Consider the following 17,590-nt stretch of genomic DNA (forward strand, 5'->3'; position numbering starts at 1 on the left):
TGACGTATGAAGCACACGAAGCCCATTTGTTTTTTCAATTCATTTACGACCTCTATGACAAAGCTGCTTTCATTTTAACCTCGAACAAGGGTCCGAATGAATGGGGTAAATTCCTGGGTGATCCCACATTGACGACGGCCATCTTAGATCGCCTGCTCCACCGGAGCGAAATCATTACCTTTGGTGAAGAAACGGACAGCATCCGTATGAAATACCGAAAAACTTTGTTTCCCGAAACAAGTGGTCTGTCTTAATTGGGGAAAGTTGATCTATCTTATTTGGGGAAAATTGATCTATTCTACTTGACGGTTACACCCGTCCTAATTGGTAAAGGATGGGGTTTTAGCTGTGCTCAAAATTGAGCATGTTATAAGTATTGAACCTTTTATCGGTATTACAATTCCATTTTTAATACATCATATAAATGTATATGACAAAAGAAGAATTCATAAATAATTTTATAGGTAGAAATAAAAGGAAGAAAAGGGAATTGATTTATGTTAATCTCATATAATATGATACAAAGTACTTATACATTTCTAAATACGGGAAGAAGGAAGATTGCTGTGAAACCAATTAATATAATCTCATTAATTAATGCAAAAAGTGATTTAGAAGAACCGTTATTTATATTATATTTAAAGGAATTTGAAGCAAGTCTAAGAGATCACGAATACGAAGATTTACGTAGTCTACTTTTTACCTTAAGGAAAGAAAAACATTTTGCAGATATTTTTGAGGGGTTTTACGTTGGATTTAGAATAAATCAAATTAGTAAGGAATTTGATTTACTTCGATTTGGCGAAAAAAGCATTATCAATATTGAATTAAAACAGCAAAGTGATGAAGAGAAGATAAAAAAACAGTTACTTGAGAATAGGTACTACTTAAAATTTTTAGAAAAGGAAATTTTAAGTTACACGTATGTTTCGAGCGAGGAAAAACTTTATAAACTAAATGCTCAAGAGGAAATAGAAGAAATTGATGTTGAAACACTTAAAGAAGAATTGTGTGAACAACGGCTAGAAGAAATTGATGATATTCACAAACTTTTCGATCCAATTCGCTATTTAGTTTCACCGTTTAATCAAACTGCAGCATTTATAGAAGACGAATACTTCTTGACCGATCATCAAAAGAATATTAAAAAAGAAATTCTTACAGATTGTCATACAAGTGGGAGTAATTTCTTCTCTATCGAAGGGGCTGCAGGAACAGGAAAAACACTATTAACATATGACATTGCTAAAGAAATGAAGAATTTAGGGAAAGAAGTGCTTATTCTACATACAGCTTCTATAAATTCTGGACAACGTATACTTGAAGAAGTTTACGACTGGAATATAAGTCAGCCAAAATACATCAGGAACTTGAATTTTGATGATTATGAATTGATTATTGTAGATGAATCTCAGAGATTAACTTCATTACAAGCAGATTTGATTATTGAAAAAGTGAGAGCGACAAATAAAAATTGCATCTTTTCATTTGATCCTCGACAAACTCTTTCTGAAAAAGAGAAAAAAAGTAATGCTCTTCAAATTATTGCACAAGATGCAGAACCTAAATCGTTCACTTTAAAAAAGAAGATAAGAACTAATGCAGAACTAGCTAATTTCATTAAAAGTCTTTTTGATTTGCGTGAAATAAAAACTGACCAGAATTATTCAAATGTGACCCTTAGCTATTTATCGGAAATTAAAGACGCGAAAGAGTATTTAGAGAGTCTGACTGATCGAGGATGGAAAGTCATAAGTCCAACTCCATCTATGTATGGCATGTTCTATTATGAGTATTATAGAAGCTCTGGCAGTGAGACAGCACACGAAGTAATCGGACAAGAATATGACAATGTAGCATGTGTTATTGATTGGAATTTCTTTCACAATGAACGAGGGCAACTGGAAACTGTAGCAGAAACACAGCAAATGGTTTACCCTCCATTATATATGCTTTTGCAGATGGTTACACGAGCCCGAAAAAAATTAAACCTTGTTATCATTAAAAATCCACGTGTTTTGGAAGGTTGTCTCAAAATTCTTCAGCAGACTGAGTTCGTACGGAAGTGATGAAGGTGTTACCGCACTACACTGATAGTACAGATCCTACTCTAAAGACATTATTTATAATCATTAGTATTGTATGATATATAGAAAGTAAAAGCACAAAAAGCCCAGCCAAATTAAAGGTGGGCTTTTTTCATTTTAGCTAAGGAAGAGGTGATGCACTTGATTCTAAATAAATTAATAATATTAATATGAAATTTTCTTGCTTGATTTTTTTCTGATATGTTTAGTTTTATTCATGTAATTCATTCGTAGTATCTTATGTAAAGAATCCATAGGTTTACTTTGTATTACATTGGAAACAAATACAGAATCAATAATTTGCTCACCATTTTTTGAAAGCTCAGTATTAATTATTTTAGTTACTTCATTAATACTTCCTTCATAAGCATAAAGCTTAATTATTCTTTGTTCTAAAGTTATATCTTGATAGTCTTTAGCAAGTAAAACAAATTCTTGAAGAAAATTAATTTCTTTAATAGCTTTTTCTACAGTAGAGATATATTTCATAGATTTCCATCTCCTATCTTTCTAAGAATAAAATAATTCTATATGGAAAATTCTGAAAAGTATATAATAAAAAAACGACTAAAATATTGTTTACTTTTCAGTTTGTCTTTCAACAAAATTTATAAAGATTGATTCTCCAAGTTTTTTTAGTTTATAAAAGTAATCATTGTTAGTTATTTTGATAATTGCTTCTAATTCTCCCAAACTCTTATAAACAGAAAGTAAATCAATTTTTTCCTTAGTACCTATTTTATCAATGTTAGTAAAGAGAACTTGAGATGCATTTATAAAAATTCTATGCAAAACGTCTTCAGTTATTATTGTGCTTTCTTTTTCATTGCTTTTACTTTTTCCTTTACTCTGCAAGAATACATTCGATTCAATCTCTTCCTTAAGATAATAATAAAATGTATTATTATCTTTTGTTCTTTTAATCACAAGAACTACTGAGGCGCAAAATTCTGATGTGTCAAATATATAGAGGGAATCATAATATATAAAAAGCTCTTCTATTATAAGAAGGCTTTCTTTGTTTAAGTTTTCTTTTATAAAAGTACTTCTATTTATATAAGTTTTTAATTGCTTAGGAATCTTCAGCTTATTTAGAGTTAGTTTTAATTCTTCCATTTTTACCTCCTAAAATTTTTATCATACTCCCGAAGTTTTAAGGCGGCTTGAAATATAAATTATAGATAGTTTATCATACCGGGAACTTTTTTGAAGACTATAGTCCGTGGACTTAAATTTATATTTCTCCAATCATGAGTTAAAAAATGATTGTAGGGATATTATGAGTATTGAAGAAGCTTTTGGCCAAGTATTAAAAGAGGAAAGAATTAGAATGAAATTCTCACAAGAGGGTCTGGCCCATTCATGTGACCTAGATCGTACATATATCAGTCTGATTGAAAGAGGAAAGAGAAAGCCGACAATAAATACAGTTTTTGCTTTGGCAAAACCTCTTGAAGTTAGCCCTCATATTCTTCTAAAGAAAACCGAGGAACTACTTAGGTAGTTCCTCGGTTTTCCATTTGCAACAAACTTCATGAAGCTTAAAGTAATGGACATTAACATTTCCACCCGTCCGGAAATCCGGCGCCGTCGCCGGAAGACATCGCGGTGACAAAGCGCCTGATGGAAGCCGGCAGCATCATCGGCATTGAACTATTGGACCACATCATTATCGGGGACCATCAGTTTACTTCCTTGAATGAAAAGGGATTTATGTAGGGCTGTTACTTTCGCTTTTTATCCGCTATAATGAGAGTTATTGTATCGGCACGATCACTTTTTTTCTATAAAGAGACACCGCAATCCGCAGAGCCTACGCGCTTTGCAGACTGTTTGTTGATTGAATCGGACTTTGCGGCCATGTGCAAATCCACCTTTTCTAAAGAGGTGGTTTTATTGGCCGTTAAAGAGCGTTAAAGAAGGGGAGAATAGATGTGTTCGGAATCGGATCCAGAGATGTGGGCATCGATTTAGGTACGGCCAATACATTAGTTTTCATCAAAAATCAAGGCATCGTGCTGCGGGAACCTTCTGTAGTCGCTAAAAATACGAATACGGGCGACATCGTCGCTGTTGGGGAATACGCGCGCAATATGATCGGCCGTACGCCGGCGTCGATTGTGGCAATTCGCCCCATGAAAGACGGCGTCATTTCAGATTTTGATACGACGTCTCTCATGATCCGGCATTATTTGCAGACCGCGCTGAAGACGGCCGGCCGCTCATGGGGCAAACCGAATGTCATGATTTGTGTGCCATTTGGCATCACGTCCGTCGAAAAACGGGCCATTAAAAATGCAGCCAGGCAAGCGGGGGTGCGGGAAGCATTCACGATTGAAGAGCCGCTCGCTGCCGCTATCGGAGCAAATTTGCCGATTTGGGAACCTACCGGCAGTATGGTCGTCGATATTGGTGGCGGAACGACTGAAGTGGCCGTCATTTCGCTTGGCGGCATCGTCGCCAGCCAATCGGTCCGCATCGCTGGAGATGCGCTGGACATTGCCATTATCCACTACATTCGCAAAGCTTATAATGTAACGATCGGTGAGCGCACGGCAGAGACGATTAAATGCACAATTGGGTCTGCGCGCACTGTTACAGATGCAGAAAAAAATGTTAAAATGGAAATCCGTGGGCGCGATTTGCTGACGGGCTTTCCGAAAACGATTGAAATCAGCGCTGAAGAAATTGCCGAAGCCGTGAAAGAACCGGTGGCTTCAATAATTGATGCAGTGAAATCCACGCTTGAAACGACGCCGCCGGAACTCTCCGCGGATTTGATTGAGCGCGGCATTGTCCTGACCGGGGGCGGAGCTTTGCTCAAGAACCTGGATAAACTGATTTCAGCTGAAACGAATATGCCGGTGATTGTGGCTGAAGATCCGCTCGACTGCGTCGCAATCGGGACCGGGAAAGCGCTCGACCATATAGAAGATTTTCGATACCAGCAATCACATAAATAAGGAGGATTGCCGCAATGTTTCACTTTTTTTCAAACAAGCGGCTTATTTTGCTGCTGCTCGGCGTTATCCTGCTTGTTGCCTTAATTTCTTTTTCGCTTCGCGACCGGGACAATGTGTCGGCGCCGGAGCAAATGATCAAGGATGTCGTCGGCGCGGGCCAGATGGTATTTTCCGTGCCAGCCCAATTTATCACGGGAATGTTTGATAATATCGATTCTCTTTTGAATACATATGAAGAAAATAAGTATTTGAAATCCCGTCTAGAAGAATTTGCTAGTGTGCAGGCAGAAGTGACCGACTTGCGCTCGGAAAACACCGAGTTGAAAACGCTCGTTGATAAGGAAGCCGATTTGCGCAGCTATAACCCGATCCAGGCGCAAGTAGTGGCCCGGAATCCGGATCAATGGGAAGAAAAAATGATCATCAACAAAGGCACAGACGACGGCGTGTCAGAAAATATGGCCGTCATGACGGCGCAAGGCCTGATTGGAAAAGTGACCTTGACAACACCTAATACCGCTACGGTAGAATTGATTTCGACCCAGAACCCAAACTACCGGGTTTCCGCCATGGTCATCGGCGGCAAAAAGAATGTCTTCGGCTTGATTGAAGGCTACGATGTGGAACGGCGCGAATTGCTCCTGAAACGGATCGATGCCGACATCAAGCTTGAAAAAGGCCAGCAAGTCACTTCCAGCGGGCTCGGCGGCATTTTCCCGAAAGGCATCGTCATCGGGGAAATCACCGAAATCACCATCGATGAGTTTGGCTTGACGCAGCTTGTCTACGTAAAACCCGCTGCCGACTTTACACTGCTGAACCATGTCGTGATCGCGGACCGCGTATTGCCGGAAGTGGACGGGGAAGACAACGGCGTGATCAAGGATGATGAATCATGAAACGGTTCTGGATTCCGCTGATCGGCCTGGCCTTGTTTTTCCTGGAGCCGGTGTTCGGCATGTTTTCGCCCTTGACGATTGGCGGAGACTATTACTACGTCGTACCGCGGTTTTTGATCATGTTTTTGATTTTTGTGTCGATTTTTCACAACACAAAACGCGCAATGCTGTACGGATTATTCTTCGGGCTCTTGTATGATGTGTTCTTCATCGATATAATTGGACTATATTCGTTTTTGTATCCTGCACTTTGTGTGGCTGCAGGATACATCGTGAAAAACATCGAACGCAATTTGATCGTCGCAACAATCATCGCATTGACACTGACGGTTGTATTTGAATTTGTGCTGTACCAGTTTTTCGCATTGATTGGCTTGACGTCCATTTCAATCGGCACGTTTTTGAATATGCGCCTGCTGCCATCGATGATTGCAAACTCATTGTTTTTGATCGTTCTCGGCTGGGCATTCCGCTCGGTTATCGTCCGCCGAACGTTCGAACAGAACAAAAGCCTGACTTTGTCACGGTTTTACAATCAATAAACTTCCGCCTCTTCAAGCGGGAGACCATGGCTGGCGGAGCTTGAACGCCCGTTGGCCGAAGCTGTTTTTTATTATTATGGAAGCGCAGGTGACACATTTTTGAAGAATCTTGTCTATATCAAAGGGACGAACAAAGGGCTCGTACTGCAGCTCGACGACCAGTGTTCTTACACCGATCTGCTGAAAGAGCTGCAGGCAAAGGTGTCGGACCCTGCGCTGGAAGGCAGTGCAGAAGTACAGATTTCCCTGGGCAATCGGTATTGCACTGAGGCCCAGATCAAAGAAATTACCGAAGTGACTCAAAAAGGCACTGAATTGCAGGTCGTGGGCGTAAAAAGCGACGTCTTGACGGTTGCGGAATGCAACCAGCGGGTATTGGAACAGCAGTCGGAAACCTACGTCGGCATCGTCCGTTCAGGCCAAGTGGTCAAAGCGGACGGCGACCTTGTCGTTGTAGGCGACGTTAATCCGAACGGCCGCATCGTGGCCGGCGGCAATATCTATGTGCTCGGGCGCCTGAAAGGCATCGCGCATGCAGGCGCCAACGGCAACCGCGACGCGGTAATCGCTGCTTCGTGGCTGGAAGCGACGCATCTGCAAATTGATGATATGCTGGAAATCATGACGGATGAGCTGACAGTATTATCGGAACAACCGGAAATGGAATGCGCTTACTTACATAAGAGTGGCAGCATCATCATAGATCGTTTACAGGAATTGCGGTTCTTACGGCCGGAAATTTCAACGTTTAAAGGAGGAAGCTAATGTGGGAGAAGCTATAGTTATTACATCAGGTAAGGGAGGCGTCGGAAAGACGACGACAACCGCCAATCTCGGAACTGCATTGGCTCTTCAAGGGAAAAAGGTCTGCTTGATCGATACGGATATCGGTTTGCGCAATTTAGATGTTATTTTAGGGCTTGAAAACCGCATCATCTACGATTTGATCGATGTGCTCGAAGGACGCTGCAAAGTGCACCAGGCGCTTGTCAAAGACAAACGTTTTGATGACATGCTGTATCTTTTGCCGGCTGCGCAAACAGCTGACAAAAACGACGTCAATCCGGAACAGATGAAAGAATTGGTGACGGAACTCAAGAAAGATTATGATTTCGTCATCATCGACTGCCCGGCAGGCATCGAGCAAGGCTATAAAAATGCTGTTGCCGGCGCCGACAAGGCCATCGTCGTGACGACGCCTGAAATTTCAGCTGTCCGCGACGCTGACCGCATCATCGGCCTGTTGGAACTTGAAGAAAACATTGAGCCGCCGAAATTGATCATCAACCGCATTCGCCAGCATTTGATGAATTCCGGCGAGTCAATGGACGTCAATGAAATCACGACGCATTTGTCGATCGATCTTCTCGGCATCGTAGCCGACGAAGAATCCGTCATCTCAAGCTCGAACCGCGGCGAGCCGGTTGTCATGGATCCGACAAACCGTGCAGCCATCGGCTACCGCAACATCGCGCGCCGGATTCTTGGTGAATCGGTGCCGTTGATGACGATGGACAAGAAAAACCAAAACTTCTTCTCGAAAGTCAAATCGATTTTCGCGAAATCATAAAAGTTGTGACCCCTGCAGAGATGCGGGGGTTTTTATTTGGCCTGAAATATCTGTGGCGTTTTATGGCATTCGGAGAGCTATGAGCGTTTCGAGCGGTTCTATGATCGCTCAGAAGAGTTCTATGAGCGTTTGGCGAAGTTCTATGATCACTCGGGAGAGTTCTATGAGCATTCAGCGCAGTTCTATGATCACTCGGAAGACTTCTATGATCATTTAGGACGTTCTATGAATAGTTCACGGAATTTCCGGGTAAATAAAAGAAAGCAGCAACAAAACATTGCCGCTTACTTTCAAATATCGGTTGACGCGACCTTTGTCGCATGGTATTATTTTAATGTTATGTTTGTAGCGCACCTGTGCTACAACCGCTCGAATCAGGTTATGTAAGAATCCGCAGCAATGCAGATCACCTGAATAGGCGAGTCTTAGTCTAAGAGGAGGTGCAAGGATATGTACGCAATTATTGAAACTGGTGGTAAACAAATCAAAGTTGAAGCGGGCCAAGAGATCTACGTTGAGAAATTGAACGGAGAAGCTGGTGACGTTATCACATTTGACAAAGTTTTATTCGTAGGTGGAGAAGACGCTAAAGTTGGTGTTCCTTTCGTTGAAGGTGCTACTGTAACTGCTAAAGTTGCAAAACACGGCAAACAAAAGAAAATCACTGTCTTCAAATACAAAGCGAAAAAGAACTATCACAAAAAACAAGGTCATCGTCAGCCATACACGAAATTGACTGTCGACGCGATCAACCTGTAAGACATGATACGAGTAAACGTAAAAGAAACATCTGACCGCATTTTGTCTTTCGAAATGTCGGGCCACGCGGATTTTGCTGAACACGGGCAAGACCTCGTATGTGCTGGAGCGTCCGCTGTCTCCTTTGGAGCGGTGAATGCCATACTGGAGCTGACGAAAATCGAACCCCAAATCCAGCAGGAAAGCAGCGGCTATTTAAAAGTCGTGTTTCCCGATCGCCTTGATGAGAAGACAGAAGAGCAAGTTCAATTGCTCGTGCGTGCGATGATCGTTTCCTTAAAAACGATTGAACAAGATTATGGGCAATATATTAAAATAACCTTCACAGCTTAGGAGGTGGAACAGAATGTTAAGATTAGATCTTCAGTTTTTTGCATCCAAAAAAGGTGTAGGTTCAACGAGAAACGGACGTGACTCAGAATCTAAACGCCTTGGCGCAAAACGTGCAGACGGCCAACTCGTTTCTGGCGGCTCAATTTTATACCGTCAACGCGGTACTAAAATTTACCCTGGTGAAAACGTAGGACGCGGTGGAGACGATACACTTTTTGCTAAAGTTGACGGAATCGTACGTTTCGAACGTTACGGACGCGACAAGAAAAAAGTGAGCGTATACCCAGTAGCACAAGAAGCTTAATACAAAACGAAAAGGGCTGCGCTTGCAGCCCTTTTTCTTTTTCAGGAAATTCCCGCGGAATCTTGTTATACTGATAAAAGAAGCTAAAACGGGACGTGACTTATGAAAGAGACGAAAACGGTGGCACAATCGCTTCGGCATGCGCGCCATGACTTCTTGAATGAATTGCAATTGATCAATATGTATTTGGATCTGGGACGGCAGGAAGAGGCCCAAGCGATTATTCGCTCGCATGCCGAAGCGGCTGTGCATCTGAGCCGGTTGTCCGGCTTGAAGATGCCGATGACTGAGGAGTGGCTGCTGCTCTCGAAGTGGCAGCACCCGGAATTTCATTTTCGAGTGGAATGCCTGGCGGCAAAAGGCATTACGGAAAAAGATGCGGCGTTTTTGGCTGTGCTGGAGCAATTCGTGCACACCGTTGAGCCGAAGCTGGATCCGTATGCCGAGTACGCAGGCCTGATCCTTTTGAAAAATGAAGGCGAGTCGTTGACGATGGAATTAGCTTTGAACGGAAACTGGACGGATCTTGAGATTCCGGAAGTTTCAAATTTACACGCTGTAAAAGAGTGCGGTCCGGATGGCTTACGGGTCACGGTACGCGCACAGATGGAGGGATAATATGTTTGTCGATCACGTAAAAGTTTATGTTAGAGGTGGCGACGGCGGGGACGGTATGGTTGCGTTCCGCCGCGAAAAATATGTACCAAATGGCGGTCCTGCGGGCGGCGACGGCGGCAAAGGCGGCGACATCGTCTTTATCGTTGAAGAAGGCCTGCGCACTTTGATGGATTTCCGCTACAAGCGGATCTTTAAAGCTGACCGTGGAACACACGGTATGAGCTCCAATAAACACGGCGCGAAAGCCGAAGATACATTTATCAAAGTTCCGCCGGGCACCGTCGTTAAAGACATCGATACCGGCGAAACGATTGCCGATTTGGTGGAGCATGGCCAAACTGCAGTCATCGCAAAAGGCGGTCGCGGAGGCAGAGGAAACTCCCGTTTCGCGACGCCTGCCAACCCGGCACCGGAACTTTCTGAAAAAGGTGAACCGGGCTATGAACGCAATGTAACCTTGGAATTGAAAGTTTTGGCGGATGCCGGACTAGTCGGATTCCCGAGTGTCGGGAAATCGACGCTGTTGTCTGTTGTTTCTGCAGCAAAACCGAAAATCGCGGAATACCACTTCACGACAATCGTACCGAACCTCGGCATGGTCGAAACAGAAGACCACCGCAGCTTCGTTATGGCCGATCTTCCGGGATTGATCGAAGGCGCGCACCAAGGCGTTGGCCTCGGGCATCAGTTCCTGCGCCATATCGAACGCACACGCGTTATCGTGCACGTCATCGATATGTCTGCCATGGAAGGCCGCGATCCTTACGAGGATTACGTAACAATCAATGAAGAATTGCAGCAATACAATATGCGTTTGACAGAACGTCCGCAATTGATTGTCGCGAACAAAATGGATATGCCGGATGCAGAAGAAAATCTGGCGAAATTCCGCGAAAAATTGCCGGAAGATGCCCGCATTTTCCCAATTTCTGCGCTTAGCCGCAAAGGTTTGTCGAGCTTATTGCACGCCATCGCCGATCTATTGGAAGTTACAGAAGAATTCCCATTGATCGACGAAGAAGCGGATGAGTCAGAAAGCACAGTTCTGTACAAACACGAATCAGAGGCAGACGGCTTCGATATCACGCGCGATCCAGACGGCGCTTATGTTTTGTCGGGCTATGCCATTGAGCGTTTATTCAAAATGACCGATTTCTCAAGAGAAGACTCGATCCGCCGATTTGCCCGCCAGATGCGCGGCATGGGGATTGACGACGCGCTGCGTGAACGCGGTGCTGAAAACGGCGATACGGTCCGCCTGCTTGAGTTCGAATTCGAATTTATGGACTGATCCGGGGTTTTTCCCTGGTCGGCTTTAGTTGCACTTTATTTGGAGGGTTGAGGAATGAAGGACATATCGGAACAACGGTTTTATTTAGTGCGCGAGGACGTTTTGACCGAAGCGATGCAGAAAACGCTGGAAGTCAAACGGCTGCTGCAGCGCGACCGCATGTCGATTTTGGATGCGGTCAATAAAACCGGTTTGTCTCGCTCGGCGTTTTATAAATATCGGGATGCGGTATTTCCATTCCATTCAATCGTGCGCGAGCGGATCCTGACGGTATTCCTTCAATTGGAGGACCGTTCCGGGACGCTTGCCATGCTTCTTCATACGGTGGCGGAAGCCCGCTGCAATATCCTGACCATCCACCAGACGATTCCGATCCAGGGGCGCGCCAACGTGACGCTGTCGCTGGACGTAACGGCGATGGAGATGGATTTGGATGCTTTTCTGCAACAGCTGAAAAAACTCGATTTTGTCGAGTCGGCTGATATTGTATCAAGTGGATCATCATAAAGAGGAGTGGTTGGATGGCTGGACAAACTGCAAAAAACCGAATTTCATATTTAGGGCCGGAAGCGTCGTTTACGCATTTGGCGGCGCTCCGGGTTTTCCCGGATGGCCAGCAGGTCCCGTTTGCAACAATTCCTGAATGCATTGAAGCAGTGGCAGAAGGCAGCGTCGATTACGCTGTCGTGCCGCTGGAAAATGCACTCGAAGGATCGGTTTCGCTGACGGTCGATTACTTGTTTCATGAAGCCCAATTGTACGTGACGGCTGAAGTCCTTTCGCCGATTGGCCAGCATTTTCTGGTGCATCCGGACAATGCAGATGCCGATTCGTTCGAAGCGATTTATTCGCATCCGCAAGCATTGGCCCAGAGCCATAAATTTTTATATTATACATATAAAAACACGCCGCTCGAGCAATACAGCTCGACGTCGGCTGCTGCGAAGATGGTGTCGGAACTGCCCGAACGCCCGATTGCGGCCATTGGCAATGAATTCTCGGCGCAGAAATACGGTTTGACGATTCTGCACCGCGACATCCACGATTTCCATTTTAACCACACACGCTTTTTCGTGCTGTCCAAAACCGATCATAAACTGGAAGTTCCAGGCCATGAAGGCCAGATCAAAACGACGCTGATGATTTCGCCGCCAAAAGACGACCGCTCGGGTGTCCTGCACCAGGTGCTGTCGGTATTCGCTTGGCGCCAGCTCAACTTGAGCAAAATCGAATCGCGTCCGTTGAAGACCGGCCTCGGCAATTACTTCTTTATCATCGATGTATTGGAAGACGAAAGCGCCACGATGATGCGCGGCGCGTTCGAAGAACTGGCCGCCATCGGCTGTGAAGTGAAAACGCTCGGTTCGTACTACACGTACCGCAACCAGGCATAAAGAAATCCCCGCAGCCGAATGTGCTGCGGGGATTTTTTTGTCGAAAAATGCTGAACGCAAATAAACCTGTGCTGAACGCAAATAAAAAACTTTAAACGCAAATAAATTCTGCTGAGCGCAAATAAATCGGTGTGAACGCAAATAAAATTGAAACAAGCCGTCTCCTGGTTGGCCGTTTCGCTTTTCGCTTGCGAAAAGCATCCAATCAAAGAGGATGGCAATTGTGTTGGAGGCGAAGGAGTGTCTAGAATACGCTGAACGTACACAAATCCCGGCAAACGCACACAAAACAAAAAAACCGGAAACCGTCGACCAGTTTCCGGTTTTTTCATCATTCCTTATTCGTTATCCTCCAGCAAAAAGCCATGTTCGCGCATGGCGGCGATCGCGCTTTGCAGCATGGCGACGTTTGGGGCGGTGATGGTGTGCAGATGCGTGCCGTCTGTGAGTTCCAAGAGATAGCTAGCGCCGGTTTCGCGGACGCGCTGCATGAACGCTTCGACTTCTGCGGCGTTCGATACGTGGATGCCCGCTGTCAATTCGCCGTACACCGGATGCTCGACCGATACGTCTTTGACGGTGACGCCTGCTGCGACGAGAATTTTTAATTCGCGTTCGGTGTCTTCCGGCTGGTGGCGGCAGGCGATGCGGCGGCTGATGGTTTCCGTGCCGCGCTCCCGCATATACAGGTAGCCCTGGCTTGTCGCAATAATCGGTTCGTTGCGCGCTTTTAACAGCGTCATGTCGCTGACGATGACTTGGCGCGAGACGCCGGCGAAACTGGCCAGTTCGCCGCCGGTCAACGGTTCGCTTGAGGTTTTCAATTTTTCGAGCAAGATTTGCCGGCGCTGTTCGCCGTATAATTTTGTCATAGTAAATCCCAGCTTTCTTAAATAGTAATTCTATTTTAACACGGCTATTTTCATAGCGGGTTTATTTCGTAAAAGGGGAACAAATATGCTATAATCAATAAGTTAAATTGGAGGGCGACGTACATGTACGATTACATAAAAGGGGTTGTCACACGCGTGACCCCGGAATACTTAGTTGTTGAGCAGCAAGGGATTGGCTGGCAGATTTTTGCGCCGAACCCGTATTCGTTCGGAACAGAGGAACTGCAGGTATTTGTGCATTATCACGTTAGGGAAGATGCGCATTTATTGTTCGGTTTTCCGACACTGGAGCAGCGGGAGTTGTTCCGCAAGCTGATTTCGGTATCCGGCATCGGGCCAAAAGGGGCGCTCGCGATTTTAGCCAGCGGGCAGCCGCAGCACGTCATTGAAGCAATCGAGCGGGAAGACGAGTCGTATCTCGTGAAATTCCCGGGCGTCGGCAAGAAAACGGCGCGCCAGATGATTCTCGACTTGAAAGGCAAGCTTGCTGAATTCTTCGGAGAGCCGTTTGAAAGCGATGTGTCGCACAGTTTGTTGGCGCATGACGACGTGGAACTGGAAGAAGCGATGCTGGCACTTGGGGCACTGGGCTATTCCGAACGCGAAATCGCGAAAGTGAAGCCGAAACTGAAAGACCTGGATTTGAACACAGAAGGTTATATGAAAAAAGCATTGCAATTATTGTTGAAACAAAACTGATGAAAAGGAGGCGGACGGCATGGAAGAACGGGTAATCGGAGGCGAAGTTTCCGAATTTGATGAACGCTTTGAGCAGTCGCTGCGCCCACAGTATTTGGCGCAGTATATCGGCCAGCAAAAAGTGAAGCACAACTTGGAAATTTTCATCGAAGCGGCAAAGATGCGCGAGGAGAGCTTGGACCATGTACTTTTGTACGGGCCTCCTGGACTCGGGAAAACGACATTGGCAGCCGTCATCGCCAATGAAATGGCAGTAAATGTGAAAATGACGAGCGGACCGGCGATCGAACGCCCGGGTGATTTGGCGGCCGTTGTGTCGTCGCTTGAACCGGGAGATGTGCTCTTTATCGACGAAATCCACCGGCTGAACCGCTCGATTGAAGAAGTGCTGTATCCGGCAATGGAAGATTTTTGCCTGGATATCGTAGTCGGCAAAGGGCCCACTGCACGTTCCGTGCGGCTTGATTTGCCACCGTTTACGTTAATCGGCGCTACAACGCGCGCCGGTGCCTTGTCAGCGCCGCTGCGCGACCGCTTCGGCGTCCATGCACGATTGGATTATTACGACACCGAATCGCTGACAGACATTGTGGTGCGCAGCTCAAAGCTGTTTGAAGCGGACATTGCGCCGCAGGCAGCGGTTGAAATCGCACGCCGTTCCCGTGGGACCCCGCGTATCGCGAACCGCTTGTTGAAACGGGTGCGCGATTTTGCACAAGTGCGCGGCAATGGCACCATCACAGAAGATATGGCGTCTCAAGCACTTGAAATGCTGCAAGTCGACCCGCTCGGCCTCGACCACATCGACCATAAATTGATGATGGGCATGATCCAGCGTTTCCGCGGCGGCCCGGTCGGACTGGATACGATTGCTGCAAGCATCGGCGAAGAATCGACGACGATTGAAGACGTCTACGAGCCGTATTTGCTGCAGATCGGCTTTATCCAGCGCACGCCAAGAGGGCGCATTGTTACACCGCTCGCTTATGAGCATTTCCAGATGGAAATGCCTGAATGATTCTAAACAAAGGAAGTTTTGAAAAATGAACGTAAACGATTTTGATTTTCACTTGCCTGAAGAATTGATTGCCCAAACGCCGCTGCTTGATCGGACGTCGAGCCGGCTGTTGGTCATGAATAAAGAAACGGGTGATGTCGACCATCGCCATTTCCGCGACATTACCGATTATTTGCACGAAGGGGACACGCTGGTCCTGAACGATACGCGTGTCTTGCCGGCGCGCCTCATGGGCGTCAAGGAAGAAACCGGTGCCCATATCGAATTGCTGCTGTTGAAGCAAGTCGAAGACGATGTGTGGGAAACGCTTGTCAAGCCTGCGAAAAAAGTGAAAGTGGGCACGGTCATTTCATTTGGCGACGGGCTATTGAAAGCGGAGTGCACGGCACTTCTTGACCACGGCGGACGCCATTTTAAAATGATCTACGATGGCATTTTCTATGAGATCCTGGACCAACTTGGCGAAATGCCGCTGCCTCCATATATCCGCGAAAAGCTCGAAGACCAGGAGCGCTACCAGACCGTATTCGCAAAAGAACGGGGAAGCGCTGCGGCTCCGACTGCCGGCCTTCATTTCACCGAAGAACTGCTCGATGAAATCCGCGCAAAAGGCATCAATATCGCTTTTATTACACTGCACGTCGGACTGGGTACGTTCCGTCCGGTATCGGTCGATTCGATTGATGACCACAAAATGCACGCCGAATTCTACCGCATCACCCAGGAAACGGCAGATCTTATCAACAACACGAAAAAACAGGGCGGCCGCGTGATTTCCGTTGGCACAACGTCGACCCGTACGCTTGAATCCGTAGCGGAGAAATTCGGCGGCGAGCTGAAAGAAGACAGCGGCTGGACCGATATCTTCATTTTCCCGGGCTTTGAATTCCAAGCAATCGACGGCTTGATCACCAATTTCCACTTGCCGAAATCGACTTTGGTGATGCTGGTCAGTGCCTTGTCGAACCGCGAAAACATTTTGAACGCTTACAATGAAGCCGTGAATGAACGCTACCGTTTCTTCTCTTTCGGGGATGCGATGTTCATTGAACCACAGAAAAAGGAGACTCACCAATGACTGAAGCAGTATGGTACGAACATATTAAAACTTGCAAACAGACCGGCGCGCGTTTAGGGATTGTCCACACGCCGCACGGTTCATTTGAAACGCCGGCGTTTATGCCGGTTGGCACGCAGGCAACCGTGAAAACGATGTCGCCTGAAGAATTAAAAGCGATGGATGCCGGCATTATTTTGAGCAACACGTACCATTTGTGGCTGCGCCCAGGCAACGACGTTATCCGCGAAGCTGGCGGCCTGCACAAATTCATGAACTGGGACCGTCCGATTTTGACCGATTCCGGCGGCTTCCAGGTGTTCTCTTTGAGCGAATTCCGCAACATCAAAGAAGAAGGCGTCCATTTCCGCAACCATATGAACGGCGACAAATTGTTCTTGAGCCCGGAAAAAGCGATGGAAATCCAGAACGACCTTGGGTCCGATATCATGATGGCGTTCGACGAGTGTCCGCCTTACCCGGCTTCCCACGAATACATGAAATCAAGCGTCGAGCGCACATCTCGCTGGGCAGAGCGCTGCATGGAAGCACATGCACGCAAAAAAGACCAAGGCTTGTTCGGTATCATCCAAGGCGGCGAATACGAAGACCTGCGCAAACAAAGCGCACGCGACCTTGTATCGCTTGATTTCCCGGGATACGCGATCGGCGGCTTGTCCGTCGGCGAACCGAAAGACGTCATGAACCGCGCGCTTGAATTCACAACGCCGTTGCTGCCGACAGACAAACCGCGTTACTTGATGGGCGTCGGTTCTCCGGATTCGTTGATTGACGGAGCGATCCGCGGCGTCGATATGTTTGACTGTGTCCTGCCGACCCGCATTGCACGCAACGGCACACTGATGACAAGCACGGGACGCCTGAACATCAAAAACGCGGCATTCAAGCGCGATTTCACGCCGATCGATGAAAAATGCGACTGCTACACATGCACAAACTACACGCGTGCGTACGTCCATCACTTGATTCGTGCAGATGAAACCTTTGGAATCAGACTTACTAGTTATCATAACCTGCAATTTCTGTTAAACTTAATGAAACAGGTACGCCAAGCGATTCGTGAGGACCGCCTGGGAGATTTCCGCGAAGAATTTTTTGAAGCTTATGGTTTCAATAAGCCAAACGCTAAAAATTTCTAAAAG

The 17,590-nt window shown here is 46.2% G+C and carries 22 protein-coding genes, 1 pseudogene and 1 other annotated feature; of the genes and pseudogenes, 20 read left to right on the forward strand and 3 right to left on the reverse strand.

Annotated features, from left to right (window positions below):
• Both BLQ32_RS14745 and BLQ32_RS14750 read left to right on the forward strand, forming a co-directional pair.
• Positions 1–254 (forward strand): ATP-binding protein (locus BLQ32_RS14745; protein ID WP_175557120.1); only part of this gene is annotated, 254 nt, incomplete at its 5' end.
• A gap of 312 nt (positions 255–566) precedes the next feature.
• Positions 567–2,069, forward strand: a complete 1,503-nt coding sequence (locus BLQ32_RS14750) for a DNA/RNA helicase domain-containing protein (RefSeq protein WP_074511004.1) — start codon at positions 567–569, stop codon at positions 2,067–2,069.
• Between the two features lie 183 nt (positions 2,070–2,252).
• Here the strand turns inward: BLQ32_RS14750 and BLQ32_RS14755 are convergent, their stop codons facing one another.
• Together BLQ32_RS14755 and BLQ32_RS14760 are read right to left on the reverse strand one after the other, a co-directional pair.
• Positions 2,253–2,576: a hypothetical protein gene (locus BLQ32_RS14755; RefSeq protein ID WP_074510946.1), complete on the reverse strand. Its 324-nt coding sequence runs from the start codon at positions 2,574–2,576 to the stop codon at positions 2,253–2,255.
• Positions 2,577–2,666: 90 nt separating this feature from the next.
• On the reverse strand, positions 2,667–3,203 hold the full coding sequence (locus BLQ32_RS14760; RefSeq protein WP_074510947.1) for a hypothetical protein: 537 nt from the start codon (positions 3,201–3,203) through the stop codon (positions 2,667–2,669).
• Positions 3,204–3,366: 163 nt separating this feature from the next.
• On the opposite strand from BLQ32_RS14760, the gene BLQ32_RS14765 reads away from it, so the two are divergent.
• From BLQ32_RS14765 to pheA, 14 genes and pseudogenes are all read left to right on the forward strand, one after another.
• Positions 3,367–3,591: a helix-turn-helix domain-containing protein gene (locus tag BLQ32_RS14765; RefSeq protein WP_074511005.1), complete on the forward strand. Its 225-nt coding sequence runs from the start codon at positions 3,367–3,369 to the stop codon at positions 3,589–3,591.
• A gap of 56 nt (positions 3,592–3,647) precedes the next feature.
• Positions 3,648–3,806: pseudogene (locus BLQ32_RS14770) on the forward strand (JAB domain-containing protein); the annotation flags it as partial.
• A 215-nt stretch (positions 3,807–4,021) separates the two neighbouring features.
• A complete protein-coding gene (locus tag BLQ32_RS14775) occupies positions 4,022–5,050 on the forward strand; it encodes a rod shape-determining protein (protein ID WP_074510948.1) in 1,029 nt (342 codons plus the stop codon).
• 14 nt (positions 5,051–5,064) lie between these two features.
• Positions 5,065–5,949 carry a rod shape-determining protein MreC gene (gene mreC, locus BLQ32_RS14780; RefSeq protein WP_036806213.1) on the forward strand — a complete coding sequence of 295 codons (885 nt, stop codon included), beginning with the start codon at positions 5,065–5,067 and terminating at the stop codon, positions 5,947–5,949.
• A complete protein-coding gene (gene mreD, locus BLQ32_RS14785; protein WP_074510949.1) occupies positions 5,946–6,491 on the forward strand; it encodes a rod shape-determining protein MreD in 546 nt (181 codons plus the stop codon). The genes mreC and mreD overlap by 4 nt, the downstream gene beginning before the upstream one ends.
• Before the next feature lie 99 nt (positions 6,492–6,590).
• Positions 6,591–7,256 (forward strand): septum site-determining protein MinC, encoded by a 666-nt coding sequence (gene minC, locus BLQ32_RS14790; protein ID WP_074511006.1) that lies wholly within the window; start codon positions 6,591–6,593, stop codon positions 7,254–7,256.
• 1 nt (position 7,257) lies between these two features.
• Positions 7,258–8,061: a septum site-determining protein MinD gene (gene minD, locus BLQ32_RS14795; RefSeq protein WP_036806219.1), complete on the forward strand. Its 804-nt coding sequence runs from the start codon at positions 7,258–7,260 to the stop codon at positions 8,059–8,061.
• Between the two features lie 353 nt (positions 8,062–8,414).
• Positions 8,415–8,497: a sequence feature (ribosomal protein L21 leader region), on the forward strand.
• 14 nt (positions 8,498–8,511) lie between these two features.
• Positions 8,512–8,820 carry a 50S ribosomal protein L21 gene (rplU, locus tag BLQ32_RS14800; protein WP_036806223.1) on the forward strand — a complete coding sequence of 103 codons (309 nt, stop codon included), beginning with the start codon at positions 8,512–8,514 and terminating at the stop codon, positions 8,818–8,820.
• A 3-nt stretch (positions 8,821–8,823) separates the two neighbouring features.
• Positions 8,824–9,153 (forward strand): ribosomal-processing cysteine protease Prp, encoded by a 330-nt coding sequence (locus BLQ32_RS14805; protein WP_036806226.1) that lies wholly within the window; start codon positions 8,824–8,826, stop codon positions 9,151–9,153.
• A 13-nt stretch (positions 9,154–9,166) separates the two neighbouring features.
• Entirely contained in the window at positions 9,167–9,457 is a 291-nt protein-coding gene (gene rpmA, locus BLQ32_RS14810; protein ID WP_036806229.1) for a 50S ribosomal protein L27, read from the forward strand.
• A gap of 102 nt (positions 9,458–9,559) precedes the next feature.
• Positions 9,560–10,075 carry a Spo0B domain-containing protein gene (locus tag BLQ32_RS14815; protein ID WP_074510950.1) on the forward strand — a complete coding sequence of 172 codons (516 nt, stop codon included), beginning with the start codon at positions 9,560–9,562 and terminating at the stop codon, positions 10,073–10,075.
• Position 10,076: 1 nt separating this feature from the next.
• The gene (gene obgE, locus BLQ32_RS14820) at positions 10,077–11,366 is read left to right on the forward strand and encodes a GTPase ObgE (protein WP_036806233.1); all 1,290 of its coding nucleotides are present in this window, start codon (positions 10,077–10,079) and stop codon (positions 11,364–11,366) included.
• Positions 11,367–11,420: 54 nt separating this feature from the next.
• Entirely contained in the window at positions 11,421–11,873 is a 453-nt protein-coding gene (locus BLQ32_RS14825; protein WP_036806235.1) for an ACT domain-containing protein, read from the forward strand.
• A gap of 14 nt (positions 11,874–11,887) precedes the next feature.
• Positions 11,888–12,760: a prephenate dehydratase gene (pheA, locus tag BLQ32_RS14830; protein WP_053165517.1), complete on the forward strand. Its 873-nt coding sequence runs from the start codon at positions 11,888–11,890 to the stop codon at positions 12,758–12,760.
• 338 nt (positions 12,761–13,098) lie between these two features.
• Here the strand turns inward: pheA and BLQ32_RS14835 are convergent, their stop codons facing one another.
• Complete coding sequence (locus BLQ32_RS14835) at positions 13,099–13,632, reverse strand: transcription repressor NadR (RefSeq protein ID WP_036806241.1); 534 nt, start codon at positions 13,630–13,632, stop codon at positions 13,099–13,101.
• 123 nt (positions 13,633–13,755) lie between these two features.
• On the opposite strand from BLQ32_RS14835, the gene ruvA reads away from it, so the two are divergent.
• Genes ruvA through tgt form a run of 4 tightly spaced genes read left to right on the forward strand, consistent with a single transcriptional unit; the run spans position 13,756 to position 17,587 of the window.
• Positions 13,756–14,352 (forward strand): Holliday junction branch migration protein RuvA, encoded by a 597-nt coding sequence (gene ruvA / locus BLQ32_RS14840; RefSeq protein WP_053165518.1) that lies wholly within the window; start codon positions 13,756–13,758, stop codon positions 14,350–14,352.
• A 19-nt stretch (positions 14,353–14,371) separates the two neighbouring features.
• Positions 14,372–15,370, forward strand: a complete 999-nt coding sequence (gene ruvB / locus BLQ32_RS14845; RefSeq protein WP_053165519.1) for a Holliday junction branch migration DNA helicase RuvB — start codon at positions 14,372–14,374, stop codon at positions 15,368–15,370.
• A 25-nt stretch (positions 15,371–15,395) separates the two neighbouring features.
• Positions 15,396–16,448: a tRNA preQ1(34) S-adenosylmethionine ribosyltransferase-isomerase QueA gene (gene queA / locus BLQ32_RS14850; RefSeq protein WP_036806250.1), complete on the forward strand. Its 1,053-nt coding sequence runs from the start codon at positions 15,396–15,398 to the stop codon at positions 16,446–16,448.
• Complete coding sequence (gene tgt, locus BLQ32_RS14855) at positions 16,445–17,587, forward strand: tRNA guanosine(34) transglycosylase Tgt (protein WP_074510951.1); 1,143 nt, start codon at positions 16,445–16,447, stop codon at positions 17,585–17,587. The genes queA and tgt overlap by 4 nt, the downstream gene beginning before the upstream one ends.
• Positions 17,588–17,590 lie beyond the last annotated feature (3 nt).

It is taken from the genome of Planococcus glaciei, from assembly GCF_900099655.1.
In the GTDB taxonomy this organism is placed as follows: Bacteria; Bacillota; Bacilli; order Bacillales_A; family Planococcaceae; genus Planococcus; species Planococcus glaciei.